The organism is Candidatus Dependentiae bacterium (assembly GCA_026389065.1).
Lineage (GTDB): Bacteria > Babelota > Babeliae > Babelales > Chromulinivoraceae > JACPFN01.
In genome coordinates this window covers 1-24,320 of record JAPLIP010000010.1, presented here as the reverse complement: position 1 = coordinate 24,320, position 24,320 = coordinate 1, and the positions used below count along the sequence as shown (strand labels likewise).

The 24,320-nt window shown below is 35.4% G+C and carries 25 protein-coding genes and 1 tRNA gene; 16 read left to right on the top strand and 10 right to left on the bottom strand.

The window, feature by feature from the left end; all coding sequences use genetic code 11:
* The first annotated feature begins 17 nt into the window (after positions 1–17).
* From cysS to NTU89_00385, 5 genes are all read left to right on the top strand, one after another.
* Positions 18–1,418, top strand: coding sequence for a cysteine--tRNA ligase (gene cysS / locus NTU89_00405; GenBank protein MCX5923009.1), 1,401 nt, complete (start codon positions 18–20; stop codon positions 1,416–1,418).
* Between the two features lie 110 nt (positions 1,419–1,528).
* Positions 1,529–2,281 carry a hypothetical protein gene (locus NTU89_00400; GenBank protein MCX5923008.1) on the top strand — a complete coding sequence of 251 codons (753 nt, stop codon included), beginning with the start codon at positions 1,529–1,531 and terminating at the stop codon, positions 2,279–2,281.
* A 146-nt stretch (positions 2,282–2,427) separates the two neighbouring features.
* Positions 2,428–3,300, top strand: a complete 873-nt coding sequence (locus tag NTU89_00395; GenBank protein MCX5923007.1) for a hypothetical protein — start codon at positions 2,428–2,430, stop codon at positions 3,298–3,300.
* 299 nt (positions 3,301–3,599) lie between these two features.
* On the top strand, positions 3,600–4,238 hold the full coding sequence (locus NTU89_00390) for a hypothetical protein (GenBank protein MCX5923006.1): 639 nt from the start codon (positions 3,600–3,602) through the stop codon (positions 4,236–4,238).
* Positions 4,239–4,289: 51 nt separating this feature from the next.
* A complete protein-coding gene (locus tag NTU89_00385; protein ID MCX5923005.1) occupies positions 4,290–4,940 on the top strand; it encodes a hypothetical protein in 651 nt (216 codons plus the stop codon).
* Between the two features lie 73 nt (positions 4,941–5,013).
* On the opposite strand, the gene trxA is transcribed toward NTU89_00385, so the two are convergent.
* Complete coding sequence (trxA, locus tag NTU89_00380; protein ID MCX5923004.1) at positions 5,014–5,340, bottom strand: thioredoxin; 327 nt, start codon at positions 5,338–5,340, stop codon at positions 5,014–5,016.
* Between the two features lie 29 nt (positions 5,341–5,369).
* Entirely contained in the window at positions 5,370–6,152 is a 783-nt protein-coding gene (locus NTU89_00375; GenBank protein ID MCX5923003.1) for a hypothetical protein, read from the bottom strand.
* A gap of 176 nt (positions 6,153–6,328) precedes the next feature.
* Between NTU89_00375 and NTU89_00370 the strand changes: the two genes are divergently transcribed.
* Complete coding sequence (locus tag NTU89_00370; protein ID MCX5923002.1) at positions 6,329–7,027, top strand: Bax inhibitor-1/YccA family protein; 699 nt, start codon at positions 6,329–6,331, stop codon at positions 7,025–7,027.
* A 79-nt stretch (positions 7,028–7,106) separates the two neighbouring features.
* On the opposite strand, the gene NTU89_00365 is transcribed toward NTU89_00370, so the two are convergent.
* Positions 7,107–7,574, bottom strand: a complete 468-nt coding sequence (locus tag NTU89_00365) for a DUF1761 family protein (protein ID MCX5923001.1) — start codon at positions 7,572–7,574, stop codon at positions 7,107–7,109.
* 209 nt (positions 7,575–7,783) lie between these two features.
* Between NTU89_00365 and NTU89_00360 the strand changes: the two genes are divergently transcribed.
* The 7 genes from NTU89_00360 (at position 7,784) to NTU89_00330 (ending at position 15,215) form a co-directional block, all read left to right on the top strand.
* Positions 7,784–8,308, top strand: a complete 525-nt coding sequence (locus tag NTU89_00360; GenBank protein MCX5923000.1) for a hypothetical protein — start codon at positions 7,784–7,786, stop codon at positions 8,306–8,308.
* On the top strand, positions 8,299–8,841 hold the full coding sequence (locus NTU89_00355; protein MCX5922999.1) for a methylated-DNA--[protein]-cysteine S-methyltransferase: 543 nt from the start codon (positions 8,299–8,301) through the stop codon (positions 8,839–8,841). Before NTU89_00360 ends, NTU89_00355 begins: the two co-directional genes overlap by 10 nt.
* Positions 8,842–8,862: 21 nt before the next feature.
* Positions 8,863–10,164 (top strand): polymorphic toxin-type HINT domain-containing protein, encoded by a 1,302-nt coding sequence (locus NTU89_00350; protein ID MCX5922998.1) that lies wholly within the window; start codon positions 8,863–8,865, stop codon positions 10,162–10,164.
* Positions 10,165–10,842, top strand: coding sequence for a hypothetical protein (locus NTU89_00345; GenBank protein MCX5922997.1), 678 nt, complete (start codon positions 10,165–10,167; stop codon positions 10,840–10,842).
* A gap of 48 nt (positions 10,843–10,890) precedes the next feature.
* Positions 10,891–11,517, top strand: a complete 627-nt coding sequence (locus NTU89_00340) for a hypothetical protein (GenBank protein MCX5922996.1) — start codon at positions 10,891–10,893, stop codon at positions 11,515–11,517.
* 395 nt (positions 11,518–11,912) lie between these two features.
* Complete coding sequence (locus NTU89_00335) at positions 11,913–13,631, top strand: DEAD/DEAH box helicase (GenBank protein ID MCX5922995.1); 1,719 nt, start codon at positions 11,913–11,915, stop codon at positions 13,629–13,631.
* 159 nt (positions 13,632–13,790) lie between these two features.
* Positions 13,791–15,215 carry a deoxyribodipyrimidine photo-lyase gene (locus tag NTU89_00330; protein ID MCX5922994.1) on the top strand — a complete coding sequence of 475 codons (1,425 nt, stop codon included), beginning with the start codon at positions 13,791–13,793 and terminating at the stop codon, positions 15,213–15,215.
* A 2-nt stretch (positions 15,216–15,217) separates the two neighbouring features.
* Here the strand turns inward: NTU89_00330 and NTU89_00325 are convergent, their stop codons facing one another.
* From NTU89_00325 to NTU89_00315, 3 genes are all read right to left on the bottom strand, one after another.
* Complete coding sequence (locus tag NTU89_00325; protein MCX5922993.1) at positions 15,218–15,622, bottom strand: DUF2177 family protein; 405 nt, start codon at positions 15,620–15,622, stop codon at positions 15,218–15,220.
* 66 nt (positions 15,623–15,688) lie between these two features.
* Positions 15,689–16,333, bottom strand: a complete 645-nt coding sequence (locus NTU89_00320; GenBank protein ID MCX5922992.1) for a hypothetical protein — start codon at positions 16,331–16,333, stop codon at positions 15,689–15,691.
* Between the two features lie 211 nt (positions 16,334–16,544).
* Positions 16,545–16,636: transfer RNA gene (locus NTU89_00315), tRNA-Ser, on the bottom strand.
* A 114-nt stretch (positions 16,637–16,750) separates the two neighbouring features.
* On the opposite strand from NTU89_00315, the gene NTU89_00310 reads away from it, so the two are divergent.
* Positions 16,751–19,771, top strand: coding sequence for a hypothetical protein (locus tag NTU89_00310; protein ID MCX5922991.1), 3,021 nt, complete (start codon positions 16,751–16,753; stop codon positions 19,769–19,771).
* Between the two features lie 5 nt (positions 19,772–19,776).
* Here the strand turns inward: NTU89_00310 and NTU89_00305 are convergent, their stop codons facing one another.
* The 4 genes from NTU89_00305 to NTU89_00290 all read right to left on the bottom strand — a co-directional run bounded on the left by NTU89_00305 (position 19,777) and on the right by NTU89_00290 (position 22,524).
* On the bottom strand, positions 19,777–20,208 hold the full coding sequence (locus NTU89_00305) for an ERF family protein (protein ID MCX5922990.1): 432 nt from the start codon (positions 20,206–20,208) through the stop codon (positions 19,777–19,779).
* Between the two features lie 156 nt (positions 20,209–20,364).
* The gene (locus NTU89_00300; protein MCX5922989.1) at positions 20,365–20,730 is read right to left on the bottom strand and encodes a thioredoxin family protein; all 366 of its coding nucleotides are present in this window, start codon (positions 20,728–20,730) and stop codon (positions 20,365–20,367) included.
* Positions 20,731–21,003: 273 nt separating this feature from the next.
* A complete protein-coding gene (locus tag NTU89_00295) occupies positions 21,004–21,552 on the bottom strand; it encodes a hypothetical protein (protein ID MCX5922988.1) in 549 nt (182 codons plus the stop codon).
* Between the two features lie 36 nt (positions 21,553–21,588).
* Positions 21,589–22,524, bottom strand: a complete 936-nt coding sequence (locus NTU89_00290; GenBank protein ID MCX5922987.1) for a Hint domain-containing protein — start codon at positions 22,522–22,524, stop codon at positions 21,589–21,591.
* Between the two features lie 317 nt (positions 22,525–22,841).
* On the opposite strand from NTU89_00290, the gene NTU89_00285 reads away from it, so the two are divergent.
* Together NTU89_00285 and NTU89_00280 are read left to right on the top strand one after the other, a co-directional pair.
* Positions 22,842–23,834, top strand: coding sequence for a hypothetical protein (locus NTU89_00285; GenBank protein MCX5922986.1), 993 nt, complete (start codon positions 22,842–22,844; stop codon positions 23,832–23,834).
* A 209-nt stretch (positions 23,835–24,043) separates the two neighbouring features.
* Entirely contained in the window at positions 24,044–24,277 is a 234-nt protein-coding gene (locus NTU89_00280) for a hypothetical protein (GenBank protein MCX5922985.1), read from the top strand.
* Positions 24,278–24,320 lie beyond the last annotated feature (43 nt).

The window sequence follows — 24,320 nt, the reverse complement described above, 5'->3', positions numbered from 1 at the left end:
TGCTTTTAGATTGTTTTATGATACTATTTTTTTTTGAAATTGGGTATATTTTTTCAAATGATATTTATTTTATAAAAAAGAATTTTTCTATGATTGTTTTTACAAACACAATGACTCAAAAAAAAGAAGTTTTTAATCCAAGCCGTGAAGGTAAGGTTTCAATGTATGTCTGTGGAATTACTCCTTATGATTATCCACATATTGGCCATGGCAGATGTTATGTGACATTTGATTTGGTTTATAGATTGTTAACTTTCCTTGGTTATGATGTTACATATGCTCGAAATTTTACAGATATTGACGATAAGATTTTGACGAGAGCTAGCAAGGAATTAGGGGATCCTTTGCTCTATAAAGAGATTACCAAGCCTTATATAAAAGCGTTTGGTAGTGACATGAAGCAGCTCAATTGTAAGGTCCCAAATTTTGAGCCGCTAGTTACAGAAATGATTCCGCAAATTATTGCATTTACTCAAGGATTAATTCAAAAAGGAGCTGCATATCAAAAAGATGGTAGCGTTTATTTTAGGGTTTTATCTTTTGCTCAGTACGGACAATTATCAAAACAAAAAATTAAAGATTTAGATTCTGGTTCACGCGTTGAAATAGATGAGTGCAAAGAAAATCCATTAGATTTTGCTTTGTGGAAGCGTGATGATATCGTCGGTTTTCAGAGTCCTTGGGGCATGGGAAGGCCTGGTTGGCATATTGAATGCTCGGCTATGGCACATGATATTTTTCAGGGTAGTATTGATATTCATGGCGGCGGGATGGACTTAATGTTTCCACACCATGAAAACGAAATTGCTCAATCTGAAAGTTTGTACCCTGAGCCCTTTGTAAAATATTGGCTGCATAATGCTTTTGTGCGCATTAATAAAGAAAAAATGTCAAAATCTCTCAATAATTTTTTCACACTCCAAGAAGTTTTTGAAAAGTTTGATCCAATGGTGGTCAGATTTTACTTTTTAAAGCATCATTATCGAGGCCCATTAGATTTTTCTTTTCAAGATTTAATATCAACTCAAACGGCTTATAAAAGAATAGTAGATTTTTTTGCAGAGACTCAAGAAGCTGCTTTATCTTTGACTGAGCAAGATTTCGTAGTTAGTCGTATGCTTGAATGCTTAAAAGATGATTTAAATACATCTGGAGTTTTTGGAGTTTTGTTTGAAAGTTTGCCATTGTTGCAAAAAGACAATAAATCCAAATCCCTGGTTAAGTCATTTTTAGTCAATGTTTTGGGATTAACGCTTGCTCCTATGATTCACAAAGAAGTTGAGATAACTCCTGAGATTCAGTTACTTTTGGATCAAAGAGATATAGCAAGACAAGAAAAAGATTGGGCATTGTCTGATCAGTTGCGTCTGAAATTAGAGCAGCTTGGAGTTGCTATTCAAGATAAGAAGTTAAAATAAAAACTTTTAAAAACGCTTTTTAATTAAGCTTTTTTTGATAAAAATTGCTATTGTTGCCATCTTTGAGTTACAATAAACTATATGGGATAAGTTTTTAACAAGGGGTTTTTATGAAAGAACGTTTTCAATTTTTTGCAAAAAAAGTCACATTCAATCTGGTTGTGGTTACTGTTTTAGCAGGTTTTTTTCATCTTGGACAATTGCATACGAGTACGAGTGGGTATGATTATGATGAAGAATATCAAAGAAGGGTTTCTCGCTCTTTGCCCAGTGATTCTTTTTTGGATGGAATCGTAGATCCTGTTGGCAGAGAAGGAGCCGTGGCGCCAGTCCCTGATCCTTATCAAGGATGGGATGTAAACAATCAGGAATATCAAGATTTTTTATCTCTTGAGCCACTTGTATTACCCCCTGGTAAAGCATCTGGGGAACAAGCCTTAGGGGAAGAAGGTTCTTTAGTGGGACATTTATCTACAACATTTCCAGATCTTTCTACGGTAAGAAGTGCGTCATCTTCTGATCGGTCTTATAATAATATTCCAAGGCCGCCATCTCTTTTTCCTGAGCAAAGAAATAATATTGCTAAGCAAGACGCTCTGTTTGCTCGTGCAATTTCTTTTCCTTTAATAAAAAAATTCTCCAATGTTGGAATAGCTTTGGATCCAGATATCGATTCAAAAGCTCCTTTAGCTGATCAAAAGAATCAAAAAGGTGAAAAAAGGGTTAGTTTCGTAAGTTCACCAGATGTAGGGTTTTTAAGTGAAGAGTTTAAGGGTTGTCGAAATAGAAATAAAGAGCGATTGTCTCAGGCTAGGCAATTAGACGACAATTTAGCACAAAGTAATCCTGACGATAAAAAATAAATATTTAATAGTTAGTGCTAAGAAATACAATCTTAAAAGATTGCTTTAAGCAATGGTTAATTAGGGTTTTGTTGATTGAAATTGCTATTGCTGCTATCTCTTTGTTATATTGACTGTATGGGACAAGTTTTTAATAAGGGGTTTTTATGGTCAAACAATTTCAACTTTGTTCAAAGAAAATAATTTTTAATTTTTTTGTCGCAAGCTTTATATTCAATAGTTTTCAACTATCTTTACTCGTTGCATCAGAAAGAAAATTAAGCTTAAAAAGTGATCCAGGCTTTGATTCTGATGAAGAAGAGGAAAGGCTAAGCGGGCAGCTTTATGCTCAGCTTTTAAAAAGTCAATACATAGAGCCATCCTCTGGTCATTTTTATCAAGATGATCAAGGCCATGTTTTTAGACGTCGGACTAGCCCTTTGAGCGAAGATGATCAGGATGGTCAGGATGAATTAGGTTTTTTATTTTTACCTCCTGCAAAGATTAAAAAAACGGTAAAAGTATTACGAAAATCAGATAAGGTAAGTAGTTCAGCTCAGTCAACAAATGCATTTAAATTTGCATCTACAGTATTTCCAGATGTTGCTACGAAAAGAAGTCCTTTTAGGGTAACCGATTCTCGTTCAAATAAAACCATAAGCAAAGAGTTGACTTCTTTGCCATGGCAGGTTGGACCTCAATTGCCTGCTCGAGTACATCATGCAATTCCAAAACCACCATCACTCCTTGAAAAACCAATAAATAATATGTCTGAAAAAGACGCAATCATGGCTAGAGCGCTTGCTTTGCCAGAAAAAAAAGAATCGCCACGCGTTGGAACGGATTTTGGTCCAAATAGGCCTTTAAGCAATCATCAAAGCGATAAAAGCCCAAGAAGGGTTAGTTTTATAAGTTCATCAGACATAGACCTGTCGCATCAAGCGGTTAATGATTCCTACAGTAAAGCAAGAAAGGTATTGTCTACGGCTCGGGAGTTAGATAATGAATTCTTGCAACGCCATCTCGAGGATGAAAAATAAATATTGAATTAGTTAAGTGGGTGTTTTAAAAAAGAGGAGAAGCTGGTATGAATAGCATTTCTTTAATTTCGCAAAAAATAGCATTTATTACTTTTGCCATTGTTTTACAGGCAGTGGTTATTCAGGCTGTTTGGCTGGCAGCTTTTTAGAATTTAGGGCTTAGGAAACTAGGCCCGTTTTTTTTGCCTTAATGTTCAAATTTCCCTTTAAATAGGGCTTTTGTTGTAAGAGTTCACTTGTTTTGATAGTATTGACAATAGATAGATTTATTATAGTTTATGGCAAAACATTGAGGTTTTATGTCGAAAGTTCGCTTTTTGGTTTTTAGTTTTTTTCTTCTTAATATTTTTACCCTTGAGGCGTCAGACACAGATCTAGATACCCCGCCTCTATCTCAAAAATATGCTTGCTCTAAAAAACAAGAAAATGATGAGCTTGCGCTATTTATTCTTGACGAGCATGATGATGATTATAGAAGAAAGAAGTGTCGTCGTCGCGAGGATGATTCTACTTTAACAAGACAACCAAGAGTTTATAAGCTTTTTCAAAGAGCTGAGCGTCCAGTATCGCAGCTAGAAATAGAACAAGCTAAAAAAATATTTTTTGGTCAGCATAAAAAATTGATTACGGCATTTTTAAAATCATGTAAAAACGAAGAAAAGCAAGAAACCACTTTTGTTTTTCCGGCAGGAAAAGATATTTGCGTGAGTTATGAATGTTTGGTTAGCTTTGAAAATAAGTTAAGTCTTAAAAAAGTATATACAGATGAGCAACTTGAGCAATGGTGCGGTCAATTAGTTGACCAGGAAGGCATTGAGTTAGTTATTGAGCCAAAACAAGCTGTTTCAAGTTCTTTGCCAACACCACCCTTTGGAGCTGCTCAAGTCAGTCTTGGTTTAAACGATTCATTTAAGGGTATGATAATAAGCGAGCGTTAATATTTATTTTGTTTTTAGCTAGTTTTAATTTTAGGGAAAATTTAGGGATTTATGTCAAAAATAATAATGATCAGGCTTGGACTAATATTTTTTGGATTTGGTAGTTTAATTTCTTCAGAGCCTAGAAGGCTTCGTTCGGTATATTCGGCATATGCTGATTTAGCTTCTAATTCGAGCGGCGAGAGCCTAATTAGAAGAGATCGGATAGTTTATCAAGGTGTACCTGTTGGCACATTAGAAATTGATACCGATGGTGTTGTCAGAGAGTTTAAAGTTATTAGGGGCGTTGGTAGGTGGTGCGTACTAAGATATCCTGATGGCGAAAAATTAAATATTAATCAAGCGCAGCATAAAGATCCTGAAAGAAATAAGCTATCATCTTCTCCAGATGGTCTAATAAGCTCAAGTAGTTCTTCATCTGTTAGTCCTCTTCCTGAAAGAGATTTTCAGGCAAAAGAGTTAGTGGAAACTTTTGAAAAAGTAGTTAAAAAAGAATTTATTGATAATTTTGGGCGTAATGTAAAAATTACGGCAAGAAAAGAGGGCAGTGGCTTTAGGGCGTCTGTCATTGTCAAGCTTGAGCCTGATTATAAAGTTGGTAATCAATGGTTTGCCCATGAGAGACGTTTTGGTTGGGACTCTACGCAAGAAGAGTATCTTCAATTAAAAAATGGTACGTGGAAGCAGCCATTTAGATTTTAACAATTAATTTTTTTATATATTAAAAAAGGGCAGATAATTCTGCCCTTTTTTGTAGTTTATAGATTAATCTATTTTATACTGATGCGATAAATTCTTCAACGCGCGATTTTAAAGCTTCTTTACTCATATATCCTGTGTCTTTAGAATGCATTTCGCCATTGTTATAAAAAACAAATGTTGGAACTGATGTTACACCAAACATAATTGACAAGTCTCTTACTTCGTCAACGTTAAGGGCTGCAAATTTACAGCGTCCTTCAAATTCTTGTGCTAATTCAGTAAAAATAGGTTTCATTTGTTGGCATGGACCACACCAAGTTGCATACACATCAATGACAACTGGTTTGTCGTATTGTTTTATTTCTTTTTCGAAATTATCTTTTGTAATCGTAACGGGCATGATAGAGCTCCTTTAGAAAGATTGTTCCCTTAGTTTTTTAACATATTAAGCATTTTTTGTAGCTGTTCTCGCAGTGATCTCAAGAGTGAAAGCATGGTGCTTCTTATTTTGTCATATTGAGAAGAATTATCTTTAGGTAAGTTTTTTACGTTTTCTTCTAACTGATCAATAATTTTTTCTGTAGCGCCTGCAATTTCTGCTTTTTTGCTTACTTGATTATCATCATGATTTTTGCTTGTATCTTTGGCTGATTTATAGCCTTTGATAGTTAAGTTTTTTACATGAATCATGTTTAGTTTGCGCTTTTCAAGTATTGGAGTTGAGTTGTTATCTGCAGATTTATCAACCTTTAAGCAAGAAACTTCGCGAGTACTTTCAACTAAATAAGTTTGCTTATTTCCATTGATAAATGTTACATCAATTTCAATATATTTTCGATTGTTTATTTCAATTTCTGACGCTGTTGGATGTTCTTGGTTTCGAGACTCAATCATTGAAATTTCATGTAGGTCTAACAGTGACTTGTTTTGTTTTGGATCCATGTCTGTTTTTATGTTTTTATCACTGCTTTTTTCGCAAGCTGTTTTAATATCTTTAACGGTTTGATAGACAGCAAAAGTATCTTTGTCTGCAATTGCTATATCTTCTACATTTGCAGGGTTTGGTGTCGCGTAGTCAAGAATGGTTCCATAAAAGTTTGTATCTTGGCGTTTGTTTTTATTTGTAGAATCAACGGTTGATCCATTCCAGCATAAAACAGTTGTAAGCGTTGCTAGGCAGATAAGGCCATGCTTTGAAGGTGAATGCGTCATTTTTTTCCTTTTTAAGAACCGATTAAAAATAGATTTTTATTCTTTGGTATTGTTTTACTACAATGGTTACCAAGAGTCTATAGTTTGTCTTTATCTCTTAAAAAAAATGTAGTAAAATTTTTAAATAGTAATGGATCTGTAAAATTTATATTTTATTTCATATGAAGGGACCAAAAATGAATTTCAATAATCGTGGATATTCCAGCATGATGGCTGAAGGTTTTATGAGCAAAGTCTATGGTTGGATGTGTGCAGGTCTTGCTGTAACAGCATCAACTTCTTATTATCTTTTAGAAGTAAATCGTCCAATGCTTGCTACTTTGAAATCTAATTTTTTCCCAGTTCTTATTTTAATGCTTGCTGCTGTTGGTATTATTATGTACATGCGATACAACATGGCCAAACTTAGTTACTCAACTATGGCTGTTATGTTTCTTTCGTTTTGTGCAATTGAAGGAATTGCGCTTGCTCCAGTTTTAGATTTTTATACTTCAGCTTCAGTTTTTTATGTGTTTTTAATTGCGTCAGCAATGTTTGCAGTCATGGCTGTTTATGGCTGGATGACAAATTCAGATCTTTCGTCAATGGGCAACATTTTATTTATGGGGCTTGTTGGAATCATCATTGCAAATTTGATTAACATTTTCGTTCAAAGCGCTCAGTTTAACTTAGTGATCTCATGTTTTGGAGTTGGTATTTTTGCAATGCTTACAGCATACGATGTACAAAACTTAAAAAGATATAGCCAGTCTATGATGTCTTCGCCAGAGGATGCGGGTAAATTTGCATTGATGGGTGCTTTAAGCTTGTTTTTAAATTTGATTAATATTTTTATGTATCTTTTGCAATTGTTTGGCGAACAAAAAAGAAAGTAATCATTTAACTTTTGAGATTCTTAACAAAAAAGCCGGATTTTAAAGTCCGGCTTTTTTGTATAAAAATATTTATGTATTCTTATGCAAGAGCAGAAAGAACTGCAGCAACAGCAAAGAACTGAGCAAGTTTGCAACCAACTTTGATTCCAAATTTTACAAAGCTCATTGGGTTTGACCAAGCAGCACATGAAAGATTTCCAGGAACTACAAAGCCAAGCCATATAAAGCCAACTGTTTTCATTGAAGCTATTAGTTCTGTTGTGCTTGGTTTATCTTCCAAGAACCATGAAAATAGTTTTGTAAAAGCTTCGTGAGAGTATGTTGCTTGTGTTTTTTGAAATGTGATAATTGCGATGTATAGAGCTGATGCAACCATAACAGATGCAACTGCTTGAAGAGCTAAGCGTTGATATAAATCTTTATATTCGCCATTGCCTTCTTTTTTTAATTTTCTCCATAATGGACCAAATGCATAGTCAGAATACCAAAGCATTCCAACTGCCATGTCAGCTGCTGCTGCTGCTAAAATAGGGTTTACTGGGATCATAAAAATCTCCTTTTTGTGAGTTTTTAGATAAAAAATAACATGATCGAATCCTAAAAATATTTAACTTCTTTGTCAAATGTCATGATTTTATAATCAGCCTTGTGTAAAAATGTTGGTGAAGTTGATCAGCAATTATGATATTCTAAGCCTTGTAGCTGCTCAATTTATCTAAATATTTAAACAATTAAATTATTATATTGGATCATTTTATGAATCAAATTTTGTCTTTACGGTTAAATCAAGATGAGCATTTAAATGTTTTCTCGCAAACGGCAACATTAGAAACTATTGTTTGCTGTGATTTAGTATCAATGGTTTTTCAAGTTGGCGATAAAAAGGTTATTGTAAATGATAGCTTTCAGGTAAAAGACCTTGATGGTTTAAAAAAAGGCTTAGAAGGCGTTATCAATAAAAAACAAGAGCTCTATGCTTTTGGAGATGATGATGGTAAAAAATTTGATGATTGCTGCCAAGACGATCATGGGTTCGATGGTGATGATTATAATGATGGTTGCCAAGATGATGACAAAGATTTTGATTCGTTTTCTTTGGCAATTTCTATTGATAAATGTGATAATTTTTCTTTGAGCGTTAGTTCTTTTATGCAGCGCTTTTATAATAAAACAATTGACGAGCAGGCTTTAAAATCATGGGTAGCGCAACTTGATTTGCTTCATGTTTTGACTGAAGAAAATGAAAAAGAAAAGCAATCTAGAGGTAAAGGATGTTGCTAGAAGAAACATCGCCCTCACTTGTTTCCTGTGGCTTGCCCGCTGGATCAAGCAACAATAAGATTTCAGATTATTTCACTTTTGTAGATACGCCTATTGGAACAATGGTCGCAATAGCAAATGACGTAGCTCTTTTGGCCTTGTTTTTTGTTGATGATGATCGCCAAGATGAGTGGACAGAGGAGCTGTCTTTGACAGCTGTAAAAAGTATAAATCCAGTTTTGGAGTTGATTATAAAAGAGCTCAAAGGTTACTTCGTAGATTGTGTTGCTCGCACTAAGTTTTTTGCAGATGTTTTACAATGCATTCAGTCTATTCCATATGGTCAAATAAAAACGTATGGACAGATTGCAAAAGAGATTGGCAAACCTGGCGCTAGTCGTGCAGTTGGTGCTGCAAACCAAAGCAACGTTTTACTTTTGGTTATTCCTTGTCATAGGATTGTTCGTAGTGATGGCTGTTTGGGTGGATATTCTCAAGGGATTGATCGCAAGTCATGGCTTCTTGGCCACGAGCAACGTTTTTTAGTTTCATAATTTTATAAACGGGGTAGCTTTGTGAAGTTATCTACTCTTTTGTATGCTTTACTTTTTGTCTTTCCTGCATTTATATTTGCGGGTTTTCCTTCTGGCACTCAGGTTAAAATTCCTGGTGGGTATAAATCTATTGAGAAGATAAAGATTGGTGATTTAGTTTTTGCAATCAAGCCTGATGGACACTGTGCCATAACATCTGTCGTTCAAGTGGCTTCATACACCTGGCATAAGTATATGCTCATTGAAATTGATGACTCGGTAATTATTTCTGTGACAGGACAAAGATTTTATAATCCAATAGAAAATAGATGGATCAAGGCTAAGCATATACAAAAAGATATACCTCTTCTTTCTGGAATGAATGATGTTTTGTATGTTCGATCAGTTAAAAAAATATATGAGCCCATAGAAATCTTTGATATTCGATTAAAAGATGTTCACACTTTCTGCATTGGTGATCGTGACATTGTTGTGCATAATTTTTTACAATTGACCATTGGCTTTTCGATTGCATGGGGTTGTGGAGTTATGACGTTTGAAGCTTTTTGGCAAGCATGCATTGTTGGGCTTGTTGCGATAGGCCTTCGTAGCTGTTCATCTCAAAATAAACCTGGATGGAAAACTCAGGCTTATGTTCATACTCCAGCCGGTGGAAAATCATGTGAGGTTGGCTCATCTATTTCTGGTGATGATAAAGAAAATCCTGCGGCTGTATCTTACGGTAGTTGTCCTGGCAAGGTTGTGCCTCAAGAGCTTTTAAGGCCGTGCAATCATGCAAACTTGCAATCAAATATTTCTTTAGTTTGCCCACCAAAAGAGCAGGCTGATGCTAGCAATATAATTTTTTCTGAAAGCAGAAGTGCTCAGCTACCAATCGGTAAAAATATTAGTCCTGTGCACAATTATCCAATAAGTCAGCATAGCCCTGGAAAAGATTGTGGAACTATTTCATGCGATCCTCCACCAAAAGGCCCGAATGGATATTTTATTCCAGCGCCATATCACCCAGAATATGCAACGCCAGGCTGTAAAAGTACTGGACCAAGTTGGCATGATGGTCAAAAAGCATTAGACGCCTCTGTGGAAGTAGAAAATAAGAGCGACAAAGAAAAAAAACAGAGAGTAGTTGTTTATGGTGGTAAATATATTGTTTTTGATCAAACGTCGCCAGGAGTTTATCATGGACATCATAGGCTCTGGGGTAAGAAGGGAGCCCTGGTTGGGCTAACACCTAAGATGCAAAATGCATTAATAGGTTCAGGGATGGTCAAAGATAACAAAGGTAAAATTATTAAAGATGCAAAAAATAACAATGGAACCTAAATGAGCTTACTGCGGTTTAATATTGATGAGACAAAAAAAGAAGCGATTGTAATTAATGAGCCGATTGATGCAATTGTATTATATGATTTTATAAATATTCATTTTTCAGGTGAAAAAAAGTATGAGTTGGCACAAGATTGCTTTGACCATGTAGTCGAAGAGTTTAAATATACGATTAAAAAAGCGATTAATGAAAAATCAAGGCTACATCCATCTCTTTACAACAATGGACAAATTTCTTTGCTTGGGTATCAATGGTGTAAGTACCTTAAAAAAAATGATCGTAAAGATTTAGTCTATGGCAATGAAGATACTGGAATACCATGGATTGGTTATAAATATACTTTATTTGAAACGTCTCATGATATAGATACGCCTGCTTCCTGGCTATATAATGATGAGCACGGAAATATAATTTTTGAACTGACACCGGTTTATCCATGGTATTATTCAAAGCCTGGCAGTGGTGAAACTTTTATAAAATATTCTGAGTGGATGAAAACTTATCAGCCAATTTTGATTCGTACGATTTCTAAGCAAACAGCTAAGCAATGGCTCAAGCAAATTGATGATTTAATTAAGGTTGTAAAGAAGAATGACAAAAGATTAAGATGTACCGGTCCTGGATGTAAGCACTGTCTAAAAATAGGTAAAACAGGCTGTTACTGTGGATCTTAAATTGAAAATGAAATAATTAAAAAGAGTAATTTTATAAGCGGAGTTGTTATGAAAAAAATTATTGAAGGCTACTATAAATTTTTTGAACAATACTTTACAAAACAGTCATTGTATAAAAAAATGTTTAAAAAAAATAAGCCAAATATAATGTTTGTTGCGTGTTGCGATTCTAGGGTTGATCCAGCTCTTCTGGTCAGCGCGCAGCCAGGGGACATCTTTGTAGAAAGAAACGTGGCAAATGTCGTGCCGCATCGTGATGATGGCCCAAATTCGATAGTTATTGCACTCGAAGTGGCTTTGTGCGGGTTTGAGGTCTCTGACATAATTGTTATGGGGCATCAGCATTGTGCAGGGGTTGAAATGCTTGCCCTTAAAGCTTTGCATCGATTTGGAGCTGTTCCGTTTGAATACGACAAGCGCGAGCATGAGCTTGAACGGATTTTAGATAAGCCATACGATAAAGAAAATGCTGCTGAATTTGAAAAGCTAAACATTTTACTTTCTTGTAAAAATTTACTTTCTCATGAGATGGTTGCTAGTCGAGTTAAAGCTAAAAAAGTTTCTGTTCATGGTTGGTATTTTTCGTTAAACACTGGAAAATTTGAAACGCTATGCTTGGCCTGCTTGCAATTTACCGACTTGATGGTTGAGTGCTGTGGAAAGCGAGTTGTCTAAAAAACATTGTAGTTGGTGATGGTTTTTCCTTGACAGTGTTAGTCTAATTTTTAAGCACAGGCAGAAAACCTTTAATAATCACTTTTTTCTATTCCCCTTGCAATTAAATGTAGGGCAGGGTATTATATAAGTATATAGTTTATATTCCCTTGAATAAAACGCTTAGGCCCGCTGAGTCAATTGACTGAATGGCCTTATTCAATAAAGTTTCGGAACCTAACCAAATCAAATCAAAATACGTCGATAAGGTATTTCAAAATACCATAGGCAGTTAGGAAATCGGGTGCCTTTGTTGGTGACAGATTTTTTAATAAATGTGCTGTCAGCCTGTGTTATTAAGTGGGATATTGCTGTGAGAAACATACTAATCCTCCTTAATAATTAGGAACCAAAAGATGACTGATTTTACACAGTTCAATGGTCTTTCGCCTCAACTTTTAGAGTCTTTGACTCAAATGGGTTTTGTTACCCCAACTCCAATTCAAGTAAAAGCAATTCCTTTAGCCCTAGAAGGCAAAGATATTTTAGGATCTGCGCAAACAGGAACCGGTAAAACTGGTGCATTTGCAATTCCTTTAGTATCAAAAATTCTTAACAATGAAATTCATAGCGCGTTGGTATTAACTCCAACTCGTGAACTTGCTGTTCAAGTTTTAGCAGCAATTCAACAAATTTTAGGCAAAAAAAGCACAATCAACACAGCTCTTTTAATTGGTGGTGAAGCTATGCCTCATCAATATCGCCAGTTAAGAAGAAGCCCTCGTATTGTTGTTGGTACTCCTGGTCGAATCAATGATCACTTAGAGCGCCAAACATTACAAATCGATAAAACAACATTCTTAGTTCTTGATGAAACAGATCGTATGCTTGACATGGGATTTGGACGTCAGATCGACAGCATTGTTGAATTTTTGCCAACTCCAATTCAAACATTGATGTTTTCAGCTACAATGCCAAGAAACATTATGCAAATGGCTGCAAAATATCTAAAAAATCCAGAACGTATCGAAATCGGATCAAGCTTGATGCCAGTTTCTACAATCACACAAGAATCTATCCGTATTCAAGATGCAGAAAAATATGGTCAATTGATCAAAGAACTTGATACTCGCGAAGGTTCTGTTGTTATTTTTGTGAAAACAAAACAAAACGCAAAAAATATTGCTGACAGATTATATCGTGACAATTTTGAAGCAGAAGCTATTCATGGTAACTTGCGTCAAAACAAACGTGATTCTGTTATTAAAGGATTTAGAGAAAGCAAATTCCGCGTACTTGTTGCAACTGATGTTGCTGCTCGTGGACTTGACGTTCCTCATATCCAACACGTTATCAACCATGATTTGCCACAGTGCCCTGAAGATTATATTCACCGTATTGGTAGAACAGCTCGTGCTGGTGCAAAAGGTTCTGCAATCAACTTTATTACAAACAAAGAAGATAAATTGTGGCGTGCAATTGAACGCTTTATGAAAACTGGTGATCAGCCACAGCAAAATCATCGTTCAAGAGATGATAATTATGGTGCTGGACGTAGCAATTCAGGCGGAAGTCGTTTTGGCTCACGTGGATCAGACGATCGTAGATCAGATGATCGCAGATCAGGTGGTCGCTCATCATTTGGTGGTAGATCAGGTGGACGTTCATTTGGTGGTGAAAGATCATCAGAAGGACGCTCAGAAGGTCGTTCATCATTTGGCGGAGAAAGATCATATGAAGGTAGATCTTCTTATGCTCCTCGAGCAGAAGGCGGATCATCTGAAGGACGTTCATCAGAAGGTAGATCTTCTTATGGTGCTCCAAGATCTGAAGGCAGATCAGAAGGTCGTTCATCTTACGGTGCTCCTCGCTCTGAAAATCGTTCAGAAGGACGCTCAGAAGGTCGTCGTTTTGAAGGCGGATCAGATGAAAATCGTTCATCAGGAGAATTTAGACGTAGCTCTAAGCCTCGTGCTGCTGGTGTTTCAACTTATGGTAGTGCTTTTAATAAAGATAAGTCATCAAGTTTTTCTGGTGGTAAATCACCTAAAGGAAGAAGCAACGCAAGTAGCTCATTCTCTTCTGGAAAACGTAACTTTTCTGAAGGCTCAACAAGCGGTAGAAATAACGCGTAAGTTGACTATAAGTTTTCCAGCAATGGATTAATTTAGTTAAAAATATAAAAAGGCTTCCTTTTATCGGGAAGCCTTTTTTGTTGAGTAAAATATGTTTTTTTTGGTATAAATATATGTAGTGATAATTGCACATAAGTTTTTGTAAAAAAGGTAGAGAGTATGGATCTTATTATTGTTTGGATGAGGCAAGATCTTAGGTTGCATGATAATCCGGCTTTATATGCAGCATCACAAAAAGGTGCTGTTTTTCCAGTCTATATTTTTGATCAGTCTATGGCTGGTGACTTTGCGATGGCAGACTCATCAAAGTGGTGGCTACATAATTCATTACTTTCATTGCAAAAAAGTTTTCATGAAAAGCTTGGTTTGTATAAAGCAGATAGTGTTACAAAATTAATTTCTTTAGCAAAAAAGCATAAAGTGTCAGCGGTTTACTGGAACAAATGCTACGAGCCGTGGTCTATTAAGCAAGAAAAAGAGCTAGAAAAAAAATTAACAGAAATGGGTGTTAGTGTTCAGTCTTTTAATGGATCTTTGATGTGGGAAGCAGAAAAGATCGTTAAAAGTGACGGAACTCCTTACAAGGTATTTACTCCATTTTATAAAAACGGATGTTTAAAAGCAGAGTCTCCAAGAAAGCCACTTCCTATGTTTAATGTAAAAAAACTATTGTCTGAGCATGTAGATAGTTTATCGGTAATGGATTTTAATTTGGTACAGGATAAAGATTTAGCTCGTCAATTAAAAAATATCTGGACTCCTGGTGAAAAACAGGCAGGAAAAGTGCTGCACTCTTTTATTGAAAATCGTTTGCATGATTATCAAGAGGGAAGGGACTTTCCAGATCGAAAAGCAGTCTCGGGATTATCAGCCCATATTCATTTTGGTGAAATTTCCCCCAATGAAATTTGGCATACTGTTTTAAAAGATGGGCATCAATATTCATCTAAAAGCAATATAAGTTGTTTTCTAAAAGAGCTTGTGTGGAGAGAGTTTGCATATAATGTTTTGTATCATAATCCGTCGATGCCAAGTAAAAATTTGCAGAAAAAATTTGATGTGTTGAGTTGGAGTTATGATAAAAAGAGCTTAGAAGCTTGGCAAAAAGGAGAGACTGGTTATCCAATTATAGATGCTGCAATGAAGGAATTGTTAGAGACTGGCTCTATGCATAATCGTATGCGTATGGTAGCGGCTTCCTTTTTGGTTAAAAATTTAATGATTCATTGGCATCAGGGACAAGATTGGTTTTGGAAAAAATTGGTAGATGCAGATCTGGCAAGCAATAGTTTTAATTGGCAATGGGTTGCTGGTTGTGGTTATGACGCTTCTCCATATTTTAGAATATTTAATCCAATTTTGCAGGGCAAAAAATTTGATGCTACTGGCGCATATATTAAAAAATTTCTACCCGAACTTTCATTGTTGCCGACTAAATATTTACACACTCCTTGGCTAGCTTCAGAGGATATTTTAAAAAAAGCAAAAGTAGAATTGGGTGTAAATTATCCATTTCCAATTGTTGATTTAAATTTTTCTAGGGTTCGAATTCTTGATAAATTTAAAAAATTGAAGAAGAGCTAATATTATATAAAACGATCTATAATTCTTCTTGCGATAATAGCTGTTGTTCCTGTTAAGATACTGCCCCAGGCCATATCAACAATGGTTAAGGTTGTTGACCAATTTTGTAGTGTTGCCTGGTTGGTAAGATCGTATGCACCGTATGCAACTGTTCCAAGGAAAGCACCAAGGCAAAATAGTTTAGCTGAGCTATAAGATTGTTCTATGCAAGGAATCATAATAAATATGGTTATTCCCAGTGCGTAGAGTAGGTAAAAAAGAATGATAGGCGCTATTTGAATCTTTTTTGCGAGTAAACTTCCTAGAAGTGGAGCATAAAAGTTTTTACTCATCAGACTAAGCCATAAGAAATCAATTGCCACAAGGGTTACCAGTGAGGAAAGGTAGGCAATAAGTATTTTATTCATTTTTTACTCTGTGTAAGAGGGTTTATAGTTGATCCAGTATTTCAGCTATTTTCTTATCTTAGATGTTTATAGGTCATCTTCAGTCTCAATTTTTGTAAATTTTTGGGTATGGTTCCATTGGAAACTGCCGTTTTTTAAGGCATGCATAATGTCTGAAATTTTTTTAATGTCTCTTGCTTTAATTCTTATTGTCTCATCTGTTTCTTGCTTGGTAGAGCTAAGGATTTCTAATGATACTGCAAGAGCTGCAGACATAGGTGACTTTGTCCCTAATGCTTCTTCAGATATAAGCCCAAGTTCATTAAAGATAGAGGCTTTATTTGGTTTTGCTTCTATTAGGCCGCGAGTTAATCTTTTATAGGTTATAGTGACTTGATCATGTAATGTATTAGTTTGTTCTTGTTTTTCAAATGTTAGTTTCAATGTTTGAAACATTGGTCCTTTTGTACTTGTAGCAATACAGTTTGACAGTCCAGAATTGTTATTTATGATGCTGCCAATGAGTCGAGCTACTTCAATTGGGTTTGTTTGTTTCTTTAAATCTGTGGGATTAAGTTTTTGACTGGTTGCATTAATAATAAATATCCCAGTTTTAAGTTCAATAGAGTCATTGCTTGTAGGTAATTCGTGATTAGGTGTTTGCTCGCTCGCAAAGGATATTTTTGTAACTATTATTGTAAATAAGAACAATGGAATCATAATTTTTTTCATTAATTTTCCTTTAATATTTTGTAAATATCTAACTACTCCAAAGATTAAGAGTAATTAAAGTTTTGTAAATAAATTTAAAGAAGAATGAAGTTCTGTTAAAAATTAGGCAAAAAAATAAACCAATAAATGTTGGTTTTAATTTTAGCATCAAAGGCTTTGAAATAAGAAGTTATTGAAAAATTGCAGAAGTCGATTAATTTTTGGTGAAGTATGGAGGAGAGAGAGGGATTCGAACCCTCGATCCCGGATTAACGAGATAACGGTTTTCAAGACCGCCGCTTTCGACCACTCAGCCATCTCTCCATACAAAGTTTGAAATCAAAGAAAGTTATTATTAAGTGATAAAAAAGATTAGTGTTGGATTATTGTTAAATATAAAATACGCAGTACTTTAATTTTCTTTAAAAGGAGAAAAACATGAAGCCTTCGCTAAAATCTATATATTTCTTTATTGGATATGCTTTTTTTACAAATTTCTTGAGTATGCATGCATCTACAACATTACCTTCTTTGATAACAGCATCTACTGGTGTAGCGAGAATACCAAATGATGTTGGCGGTTACATGCATAATTATGTAACACAGCATTTTTCTCCGGCAGGGACTAGACTTAGTTCATGTTGTAATATGGCAAATGCAACTTTTTCAGGAACAAGTGCAGATTCTGGTGTGGTTTTAGGCGTTGAAAATAATACAGGCTTAGATTTTCTAGTCATGCAAAATAGCGTGATTATTGATGTTTTAAAGCCTGGAATGAATGACGTTGCCCTTCATTTAGCTTCGCTTATTTCGTCTACGGGAACTACATCTGTCACTTCAGATATTACATTCGTCCCTAAGTCTGGAGCTCAATCATCGCAAGTTAGGCTTAGGGTGCTTACTGGTGCTCAGCTGTCTACTCATATGACAAATATATCTACAGCACAAGGAGGTGCTTTTTTAAAGAATGGAACGAATTCTTTGCCTGGGGTTGGGCAATTAGCAGCAACCAGCAGTGATCAATATTTAGTAGTTGAGACAGTATCTACTGATTCGTCTAAGCCTCTTAATGCTGCTGAGCAAAGAATTCAGGTTTTAAATCTTACAAATATTACAAATATTTATACTTTGATATTAGAAATCAATTTAATGGGGCTTGTGTTTGAAGCTAAGGGAACAGTTTCTAATGGTTCTACGTCAACGGTAGATAAGGTATCAGAGTATGCATCTCTTAATGATACTTATTTAGTATCAATTAAAAACGTTCATATTTTAAATGAAGTTTCTGCCCATGTTGTTCCTCTTTTAGTCTTGCCAAGAAAGATATTGCAATCAGGTACTTCATTAAATTTACCATATGCTACATATATTCAGTCATATTCAAATTACATAGCTGGGAAAAATGCTGGAGCGGCTAAAGAGTATTATGATCTAATGATTAATTATGTTGCTGAGCCTTATGGATATTTAAATGCTTTGCATTATTTTGATACGGATAAGTCTTTGCTTGCAGTCGTTGATCAATCTGCAAACTTAGCTTCAGGTACAGTTCTTGACAGCGTTATTGGTACTGATGTTTATGCAACTAGCCTAGCTCTTTCTTCTGACTTGTCCTTAGTTTATACAGCGCAAGATGCCAATGGTAATACCGTCTTTGATCCAGGATACGAACATTTAGAGTTTGGTTTTGATATAGATTCTATGAAGCAAAAAGTGTTGGCCACTGATATTTATGATGTTGTTACTCCAGGAGCTTTTCCAACCAATCGTGAAAGTCTATATTTTTTTCAGTGTATGGCGGGAGATGAACAACAAATTGCAATCCATCTATTGAATTGGGGTGGTGGCGATGTATATGGTGGAGGAATAATGGCTGGAAATTCAACAAATATTACGGAGGGTGTTTCTTATAATGAGGTTGGATCATTTTCAAGTTCGTTTTTCACCTTGCAGATAGAAGATTGGAGTGCTGGAATACGCTTTATTCCTGTTTATTATAATGAATCAGCATTGATTCCAATTCTTACCATGGAAGGCTTAAATGCTATTTCTGGCGCAGCTCCAGCAGCGCTATATTTTTATGCTTTTAGGGTCAGAAATGGTAAATTTATTGGTTTGATTCCTGTATTAACCTCTAATATGTCAGGATTATTAGGCACTCAAACATTTACAAGAGTCATTCAATTTTATTGGGGGGTTAATTATCTTTCGCAGTCACCTAATTATAATCAATTTGCAGTTGGTAAGAATGGAGATACCAATCTTGTTGTGGTAGCTAGAAATCTTCCAAGTATTGACTATCCAGGGTACTGTGACTTGATATGGAATGGGTTGAATATAAATTTTTCAGGTGTTAGAAATTTAGTACAAGATGTAGCAACATTTGCGCCATATCTTGAAAAAGCTTGGTCAATTGATAATGGTGATGGATCTGATAAGTGGATGATATCTGTTCCCAAATCTGCTATAAAAAATGGTATTGATATTCATGTTAGCTTGCTATCGAATCAAAACTATGAAATGGTTTTGCGTGATAATCAACAAAATATTCTAGGCTTTAGGCAATTTACGACATCTCAAGCAAATCCAACTTTGATGATCAATCATATTTTATCATCATCTGGAGCTGTAGATTGGTTTAATACTCCAACACAATTAGTAGGCGCTAAAAATGTATTTAATATTAAAGGGTCTGGAAATACATTAACTGCTGTTAAAACAGTAGCAGCTCCAGTTGCAGTAGTTCCAGCGCCATATCCAACAAATGTTTTTGCGACGAAATCAATTTTGCCATCTGGTCAAGCACTCACAGGACTAAATTACTACCTAGGATTTACAGATAAAACACAAACAGCTTTACAGCTTGGTGCTCGATCACTTAATTCTGCTACTAAATTTTTAGCAGCGGTTAACAAAAGTCTTGCTAAGGGAAATGTGATTGTTCTGACTGCAGGCCTTACGTTAAATGGACCAAACTATGACGCTACAGTTGCAGCTTACAATTTTTCAAATCAAACTACTCCAATAGCTTTACATTCATTTCCATGTATCACTTCTTGGACTTATGATGCTACAACGCAACGTTATACAAATACAAATACTCCAATATTAAATGAAAACAATCCTCAAGCAGGCGATTCTTGGATTAGATATACGACTTCTCTTGCTGGTATGGTTAGTGTAGATATTGGATCTAGTAACGGTTTTCAGATTCAATCGAATGTGGCACAATCAGTAGCAAAAAAAGCACCTGCAGCTGATAAAAAAGATAAAAAGCATGACAAGAAAGATAAGCATCCTAAGGCTGCAAAAGAAAAAACAAAAAAATTAGCACCGGTGATCGAAAAAGATAAAAAGCACAAAAAAGATAAAAAGCATCACAAGCCTGCTAAAAAAACAAAAGCAGAAATAAAAGCAAAAATAGCAAAACTACAAGCAGAAGAGTCTGCAGCTGCTTAAAAGATTTAATGATTGTTTGGCCGAGTGTAGGAAACTGCTGCTTGGCCATCATCATCTTCACCTGTTGCAACGCCAACTAAAGAAGAATAACACATGCGCTTTAGATATGTGTTGTAGCTTGAAAGGCTTTGAATATCAGCTTTTGGTGGATTATGTCTAGCTTTTGATTTAATCCACTGACCAGATGAATGCATTAAAATTGTAACCAAATATGAATTACTGTCTTCATAAATAAATGGCGGCTGAACAACGCTCAAACCATATTTTGTAAGGGACGGGCGAGAAGCATTGATAATGGCTTCAAAGTCTGCATAGCTGCTTTTAAAAAATGGATTTTTTTGATTTTTTGCAGCAACTGACATTTCATTTTGTGCTTTTGCTAAAGCTGTTGCAAGTTGATCGATTTGAGATGACATAATGTCATTGATGTTTTCCATAAAACCCCTGATTTTTCTTTGTGGAAAATGTTTTTTCTATGTTTATAGTTTACGTTATCTAAAAAAAATATAGAAGAATGATTTAAAAAAATGAGCCGAAATTATAAATTTAATTTCGGCTCATTTTTTATGCTTGTTTTTTGTCGTAGCAAAAGTTTAGTTATTTTCTACAAGCTTTAAAACGTCTAAAACAAATTTTTCTAGATACTGTAAGCTTGCTGGGCTGCCAGGTTGTTTTGTAATCAGTTTTCCATTGTTATAAATCATAAACGTTGGAACGCTATCAATTTTATGTTTTTCAACAAACTTTAGATTTGAGTCGTAATCCATAGAGGCAAATGTGCATTGATCTTGAAATTTTTGAGCTATTTGTTCAAAGAGTGGCTTTAATCTTTGGCAGGGTGGGCACCATGTCGCAGATACTTTTAAAATGACTGGTAGTTTGCTTTGTAAAACTTCTTTTTCAAAGTTGCTTGAGTTTATTTCAATCGAGGTTTGAGCTTGAGCTCGGGCACCAAGCATGAGTGGCGCTGTCAATAAAAATAGCTAAAAATAGCAAGCTTGTTGCCAGAAGTGATTGTTTTTTTGAAAACATAATCTGTCCTTAGTTTTTAATAAAAATCAATATTTTTAGTGTATGCAAACTAAGTGGTAAGGCAAGATAAAAAATAGTTCAAAAAGCCGTGGTTAATAGAAATATTTGACCACGGCTTTTTTGTTTCTTAAGTAAAACCATCTCTTGTTGGCTCTGGCAAGGCAGAACTTAGGGTTAATGCATAATAAATTTAAGCTATTTTAAGAAACAAAACTTTTCAATAAAGTTGACAATGTTGATTGTGGTAAAGTGATTACGTACACATCAAGAACATATTTTGAATTATCATATTCATCATCATCGTCAAATCCAGGATCACCAGGATTTAAAATAGTTAAATTTTCCCAGGTTAAATAGTTAGTATCATCATACGCAGCATTGTGAAATTTTTTTAAAATCGAAAGAGGCGTTTCCAGAAAGTTTAACTTAAATCCAAATGGCAATTTAATATCAGCGCCCGATAGAACATCAAAACATAAAGTTAAATATTGCTCATCGTGCCAAAGATAGAAAGTAGCTGGTCCATTATTGGTTAGTATAACTTGATCGGTTCTCTTTTTGATTAATTTTAATATGAAATTATGTAAATCTTTTAGCGAGAGGGTCTTAATAAAATCCTTATCAAATGATAATTCATAAGTGTTATAATAAATTTCTTCTTTTTGCTGTTTGAGATCTCCCGTGATGAGGATGTCTTGATTAAGTATTTCTTCTAAATTATTCAAATTATTTATTTTTGTGTAATTCATAATAAAAATTGTAACCTTTTCAATTTTAAGATGTTTTTACTGTTTAAAAATTATATCGCTATATGGTATGAACATGCCGATAGGACCTTTGTGCTTATTTATTTGGTTACCAAGCTTGTCTACTTCAAATACGAATTCAAAACCTTTGGCAGTCTCTTTAAATACCTTATAATGTTCTCCACCGTGCGCTCTGGCGCCTCCACGATCTTTGGAATACCATAAATTTGTTTTTGGATCTTTGTACATATTGCCAAAATTTTTAGATTGCGCTTTCTTAGCATAATTATTTTTTAGTCTTTCAAACCAATCATCATCTTCTGGATCTGGTCCACCAGCATAAGCAGGCGAGCTGCTCATAGAAAATTTAGGATTGTATTTTTCGCCCTTGTCACGTTTAAGCAATTTTGTGCTAAGCCACCAACCAGCAATGCATACTCCCAAGTAAATACCTTCAAAAGAGATTCCGCCACCAAAAGCAATGGAGAACCCTATAAAAAATGGTGGGAAATTGTGTACAACGATGTTTTGTGTGCCAATGAAAAAGGTATGCTGATAGTCAAGCTGAATGTCAAAAAGTTCAATCTCACCATCAAGAAACCCAATTTCATCAATGATTACAATGTTTTTATGGCCAGAAAGTAAAGGCATTGATTTTGGTAAATGCTTTGCCTTACGCCAAACATGTTTTTCAGGATCATAAAATTTTTGTTGAGGAGCTGTAACTATCACGTCGTCGCCAATTGAAATCAAAACAGCTCGCGATAAAAAATAGGATGTTGTTTTTTTTACTTTGCTTAAAAAACAATCACCAGATTTGGTGATTGAATAAACAATGTCGCCTGATTTAAGTTGTTCAATGGATGCGTATCCACCAGGTATTTTGACTGCGGTACCTGCGGCAAAACCGGGTAGTAAGTTTAGTGAAAAGAAAAATAAAATTAGAAGGAGTGATGATTTTAAATGTTTGTTCATGATTGCTCTTGATGGTTGTTTATCATGCAATCAAGTTTAATTTTTTTGTGGATTTATGCAAAAAGAATTATTGATTTAAAATTAAGACTTAAAAAAATAGGCTTTCGCAGAAATATGAGACCAGGGCTTTTTCATTTCTTAAGTAAAATCTGAGCGCTTTTGGCTCTGGCAAGGCGTTTTTCCAGGGGGGGGGCGAAGCCTGAAAAAGTTGCGAAAGCAAAAGAAACAGGGTAAATCATTGTTTTTGGTTGAGCTCTTTTGCTAGAGTACAAATTATAGATCTCCGTGGGGGGATAAAAAAATAAAGGGAAAGTCTTATGTCTACAAATCAAAAATATCTATTATGTGCTCTCAGTCTGCTGGTCAGCAGCCAGGCTGTGGGTATGCGTCAAGTGACCTCTCGAACGGGAGCTACAGTTGGTCGAGCTTTGGGAGCTGGCGTAGTGTCACCAGTTGCTCGACATTTTTCTAATAATAGTTTGGGTTTTTCGCAGGAACAAGTGAAAGAAATGGACGAATTTGAAAAGACGAAGCATGTTAATCGTGCTAATATGGATCGAAAGGATCTAGCAAAACATGATGAAGTGATTGGCTATTTCAAAGAGGACATAATGAAGGACCCTAAGGCTTTGTATAAAATCCTTGCAGATGCAATGCCAAGATATAAAGATCAGATGGAAAAAGAATACCCTCGGAATATAATTGCAGAAGTTCTTAAAAAGCACCCAGACACAATTATAACTGATAGAGACTGGCGTAATGCAGCAAGTCACCCAAATTCTGATCACTTCAGTGATATGCTTAAAGCAGGGCGTCGACCTCCTGTAGATAGTGATGTCTCTGATGTCAATAGATTCCCAAACTCTTTTAAAACATTTGCTTCTTCTCGAATAAGCATTAAAAATATTCCAATCGCGGTGCAGAATAAGCTACCGTTTGATCAAATACCGCAAAAGATAGATTTTCTAGAAAAAATGCGAGGAGATATAAAGGCTGGAAGTATTTCGCCTAGAGAGCTTAATGAGTCAGATATTGATAATGCTGTTAATGCTTTAAAGTCACAACATGCAGAAAATCAGGCTCGAATGAAAGAACAGAAGGAAGAAGCAGCTGCTAAGTTTCAAAAAGAATGGACAGAGGGATCTTTGAGCGATAGGGGGAGATTAATTTCAGAAAGCACAAAACAAAAGTTTGAGGAAAGCGGCTACGCAGATAAAGCTAGATTAGTTCAAGAGAGCTTAGCACACAAAGCTAAATATGTTAGCGATCACGCAAGATATAGAGCTTCAAGCTGGTTTGGCAAAAAATAACGATTTACAAAAATAAAACATTTAAAGAGCCGTGGTGCATAGAAATATGTGACCACGGCTTTTTCGTCTCTTAAGTAAAAGCTGAGCGTTTTTGGCTCTGGAAAGGCATTTTTTCAGGGGGGGGGTAAACCATTGTTTTTGGTTGAGCGCTTTTGTTAGGGTAGAAATATAGGTCTCCGTGGGGGGATAAAAAATAAAGGGAACATGCAATGTCTACAAATCAAAAATATATATTTTGCGTACTCAGTCTACTGGTTAGCAGCCAGGCTGTGGGTATGCGTCAAGTGACAGGTAAAACTGGAGCTCAAGTTGGTCGAGCTTTGGGAGCTGGCGCAGCGTCAACAGTTCGTCGACAGTTTGAGACAAGCATGCCTGATTTGATGAGCGGGGGACCAAGCTCAGCAGCAATTATTCTTAATAGAGGGCAATATTGGTGCTGGTAAGTCTACCTTTTTGCAAATGTTATCAAACTATTTCCCTCAAGCT

Coding starts and splice junctions, on each gene's coding strand:
- cysS (MCX5923009.1), top strand. CDS start 18: ATGATACTATTTTTTTTTGAAATTGGGTATATTTTTTCAAATGATATT.
- NTU89_00400 (MCX5923008.1), top strand. CDS start 1,529: ATGAAAGAACGTTTTCAATTTTTTGCAAAAAAAGTCACATTCAATCTG.
- NTU89_00395 (MCX5923007.1), top strand. CDS start 2,428: ATGGTCAAACAATTTCAACTTTGTTCAAAGAAAATAATTTTTAATTTT.
- NTU89_00390 (MCX5923006.1), top strand. CDS start 3,600: ATGTCGAAAGTTCGCTTTTTGGTTTTTAGTTTTTTTCTTCTTAATATT.
- NTU89_00385 (MCX5923005.1), top strand. CDS start 4,290: ATGTCAAAAATAATAATGATCAGGCTTGGACTAATATTTTTTGGATTT.
- trxA (MCX5923004.1), bottom strand. CDS start 5,340: ATGCCCGTTACGATTACAAAAGATAATTTCGAAAAAGAAATAAAACAA.
- NTU89_00375 (MCX5923003.1), bottom strand. CDS start 6,152: ATGACGCATTCACCTTCAAAGCATGGCCTTATCTGCCTAGCAACGCTT.
- NTU89_00370 (MCX5923002.1), top strand. CDS start 6,329: ATGAATTTCAATAATCGTGGATATTCCAGCATGATGGCTGAAGGTTTT.
- NTU89_00365 (MCX5923001.1), bottom strand. CDS start 7,574: ATGATCCCAGTAAACCCTATTTTAGCAGCAGCAGCAGCTGACATGGCA.
- NTU89_00360 (MCX5923000.1), top strand. CDS start 7,784: ATGAATCAAATTTTGTCTTTACGGTTAAATCAAGATGAGCATTTAAAT.
- NTU89_00355 (MCX5922999.1), top strand. CDS start 8,299: ATGTTGCTAGAAGAAACATCGCCCTCACTTGTTTCCTGTGGCTTGCCC.
- NTU89_00345 (MCX5922997.1), top strand. CDS start 10,165: ATGAGCTTACTGCGGTTTAATATTGATGAGACAAAAAAAGAAGCGATT.
- NTU89_00340 (MCX5922996.1), top strand. CDS start 10,891: ATGAAAAAAATTATTGAAGGCTACTATAAATTTTTTGAACAATACTTT.
- NTU89_00335 (MCX5922995.1), top strand. CDS start 11,913: ATGACTGATTTTACACAGTTCAATGGTCTTTCGCCTCAACTTTTAGAG.
- NTU89_00330 (MCX5922994.1), top strand. CDS start 13,791: ATGGATCTTATTATTGTTTGGATGAGGCAAGATCTTAGGTTGCATGAT.
- NTU89_00325 (MCX5922993.1), bottom strand. CDS start 15,622: ATGAATAAAATACTTATTGCCTACCTTTCCTCACTGGTAACCCTTGTG.
- NTU89_00320 (MCX5922992.1), bottom strand. CDS start 16,333: ATGAAAAAAATTATGATTCCATTGTTCTTATTTACAATAATAGTTACA.
- NTU89_00310 (MCX5922991.1), top strand. CDS start 16,751: ATGAAGCCTTCGCTAAAATCTATATATTTCTTTATTGGATATGCTTTT.
- NTU89_00305 (MCX5922990.1), bottom strand. CDS start 20,208: ATGGAAAACATCAATGACATTATGTCATCTCAAATCGATCAACTTGCA.
- NTU89_00300 (MCX5922989.1), bottom strand. CDS start 20,730: ATGCTTGGTGCCCGAGCTCAAGCTCAAACCTCGATTGAAATAAACTCA.
- NTU89_00295 (MCX5922988.1), bottom strand. CDS start 21,552: ATGAATTACACAAAAATAAATAATTTGAATAATTTAGAAGAAATACTT.
- NTU89_00290 (MCX5922987.1), bottom strand. CDS start 22,524: ATGAACAAACATTTAAAATCATCACTCCTTCTAATTTTATTTTTCTTT.
- NTU89_00285 (MCX5922986.1), top strand. CDS start 22,842: ATGTCTACAAATCAAAAATATCTATTATGTGCTCTCAGTCTGCTGGTC.
- NTU89_00280 (MCX5922985.1), top strand. CDS start 24,044: ATGTCTACAAATCAAAAATATATATTTTGCGTACTCAGTCTACTGGTT.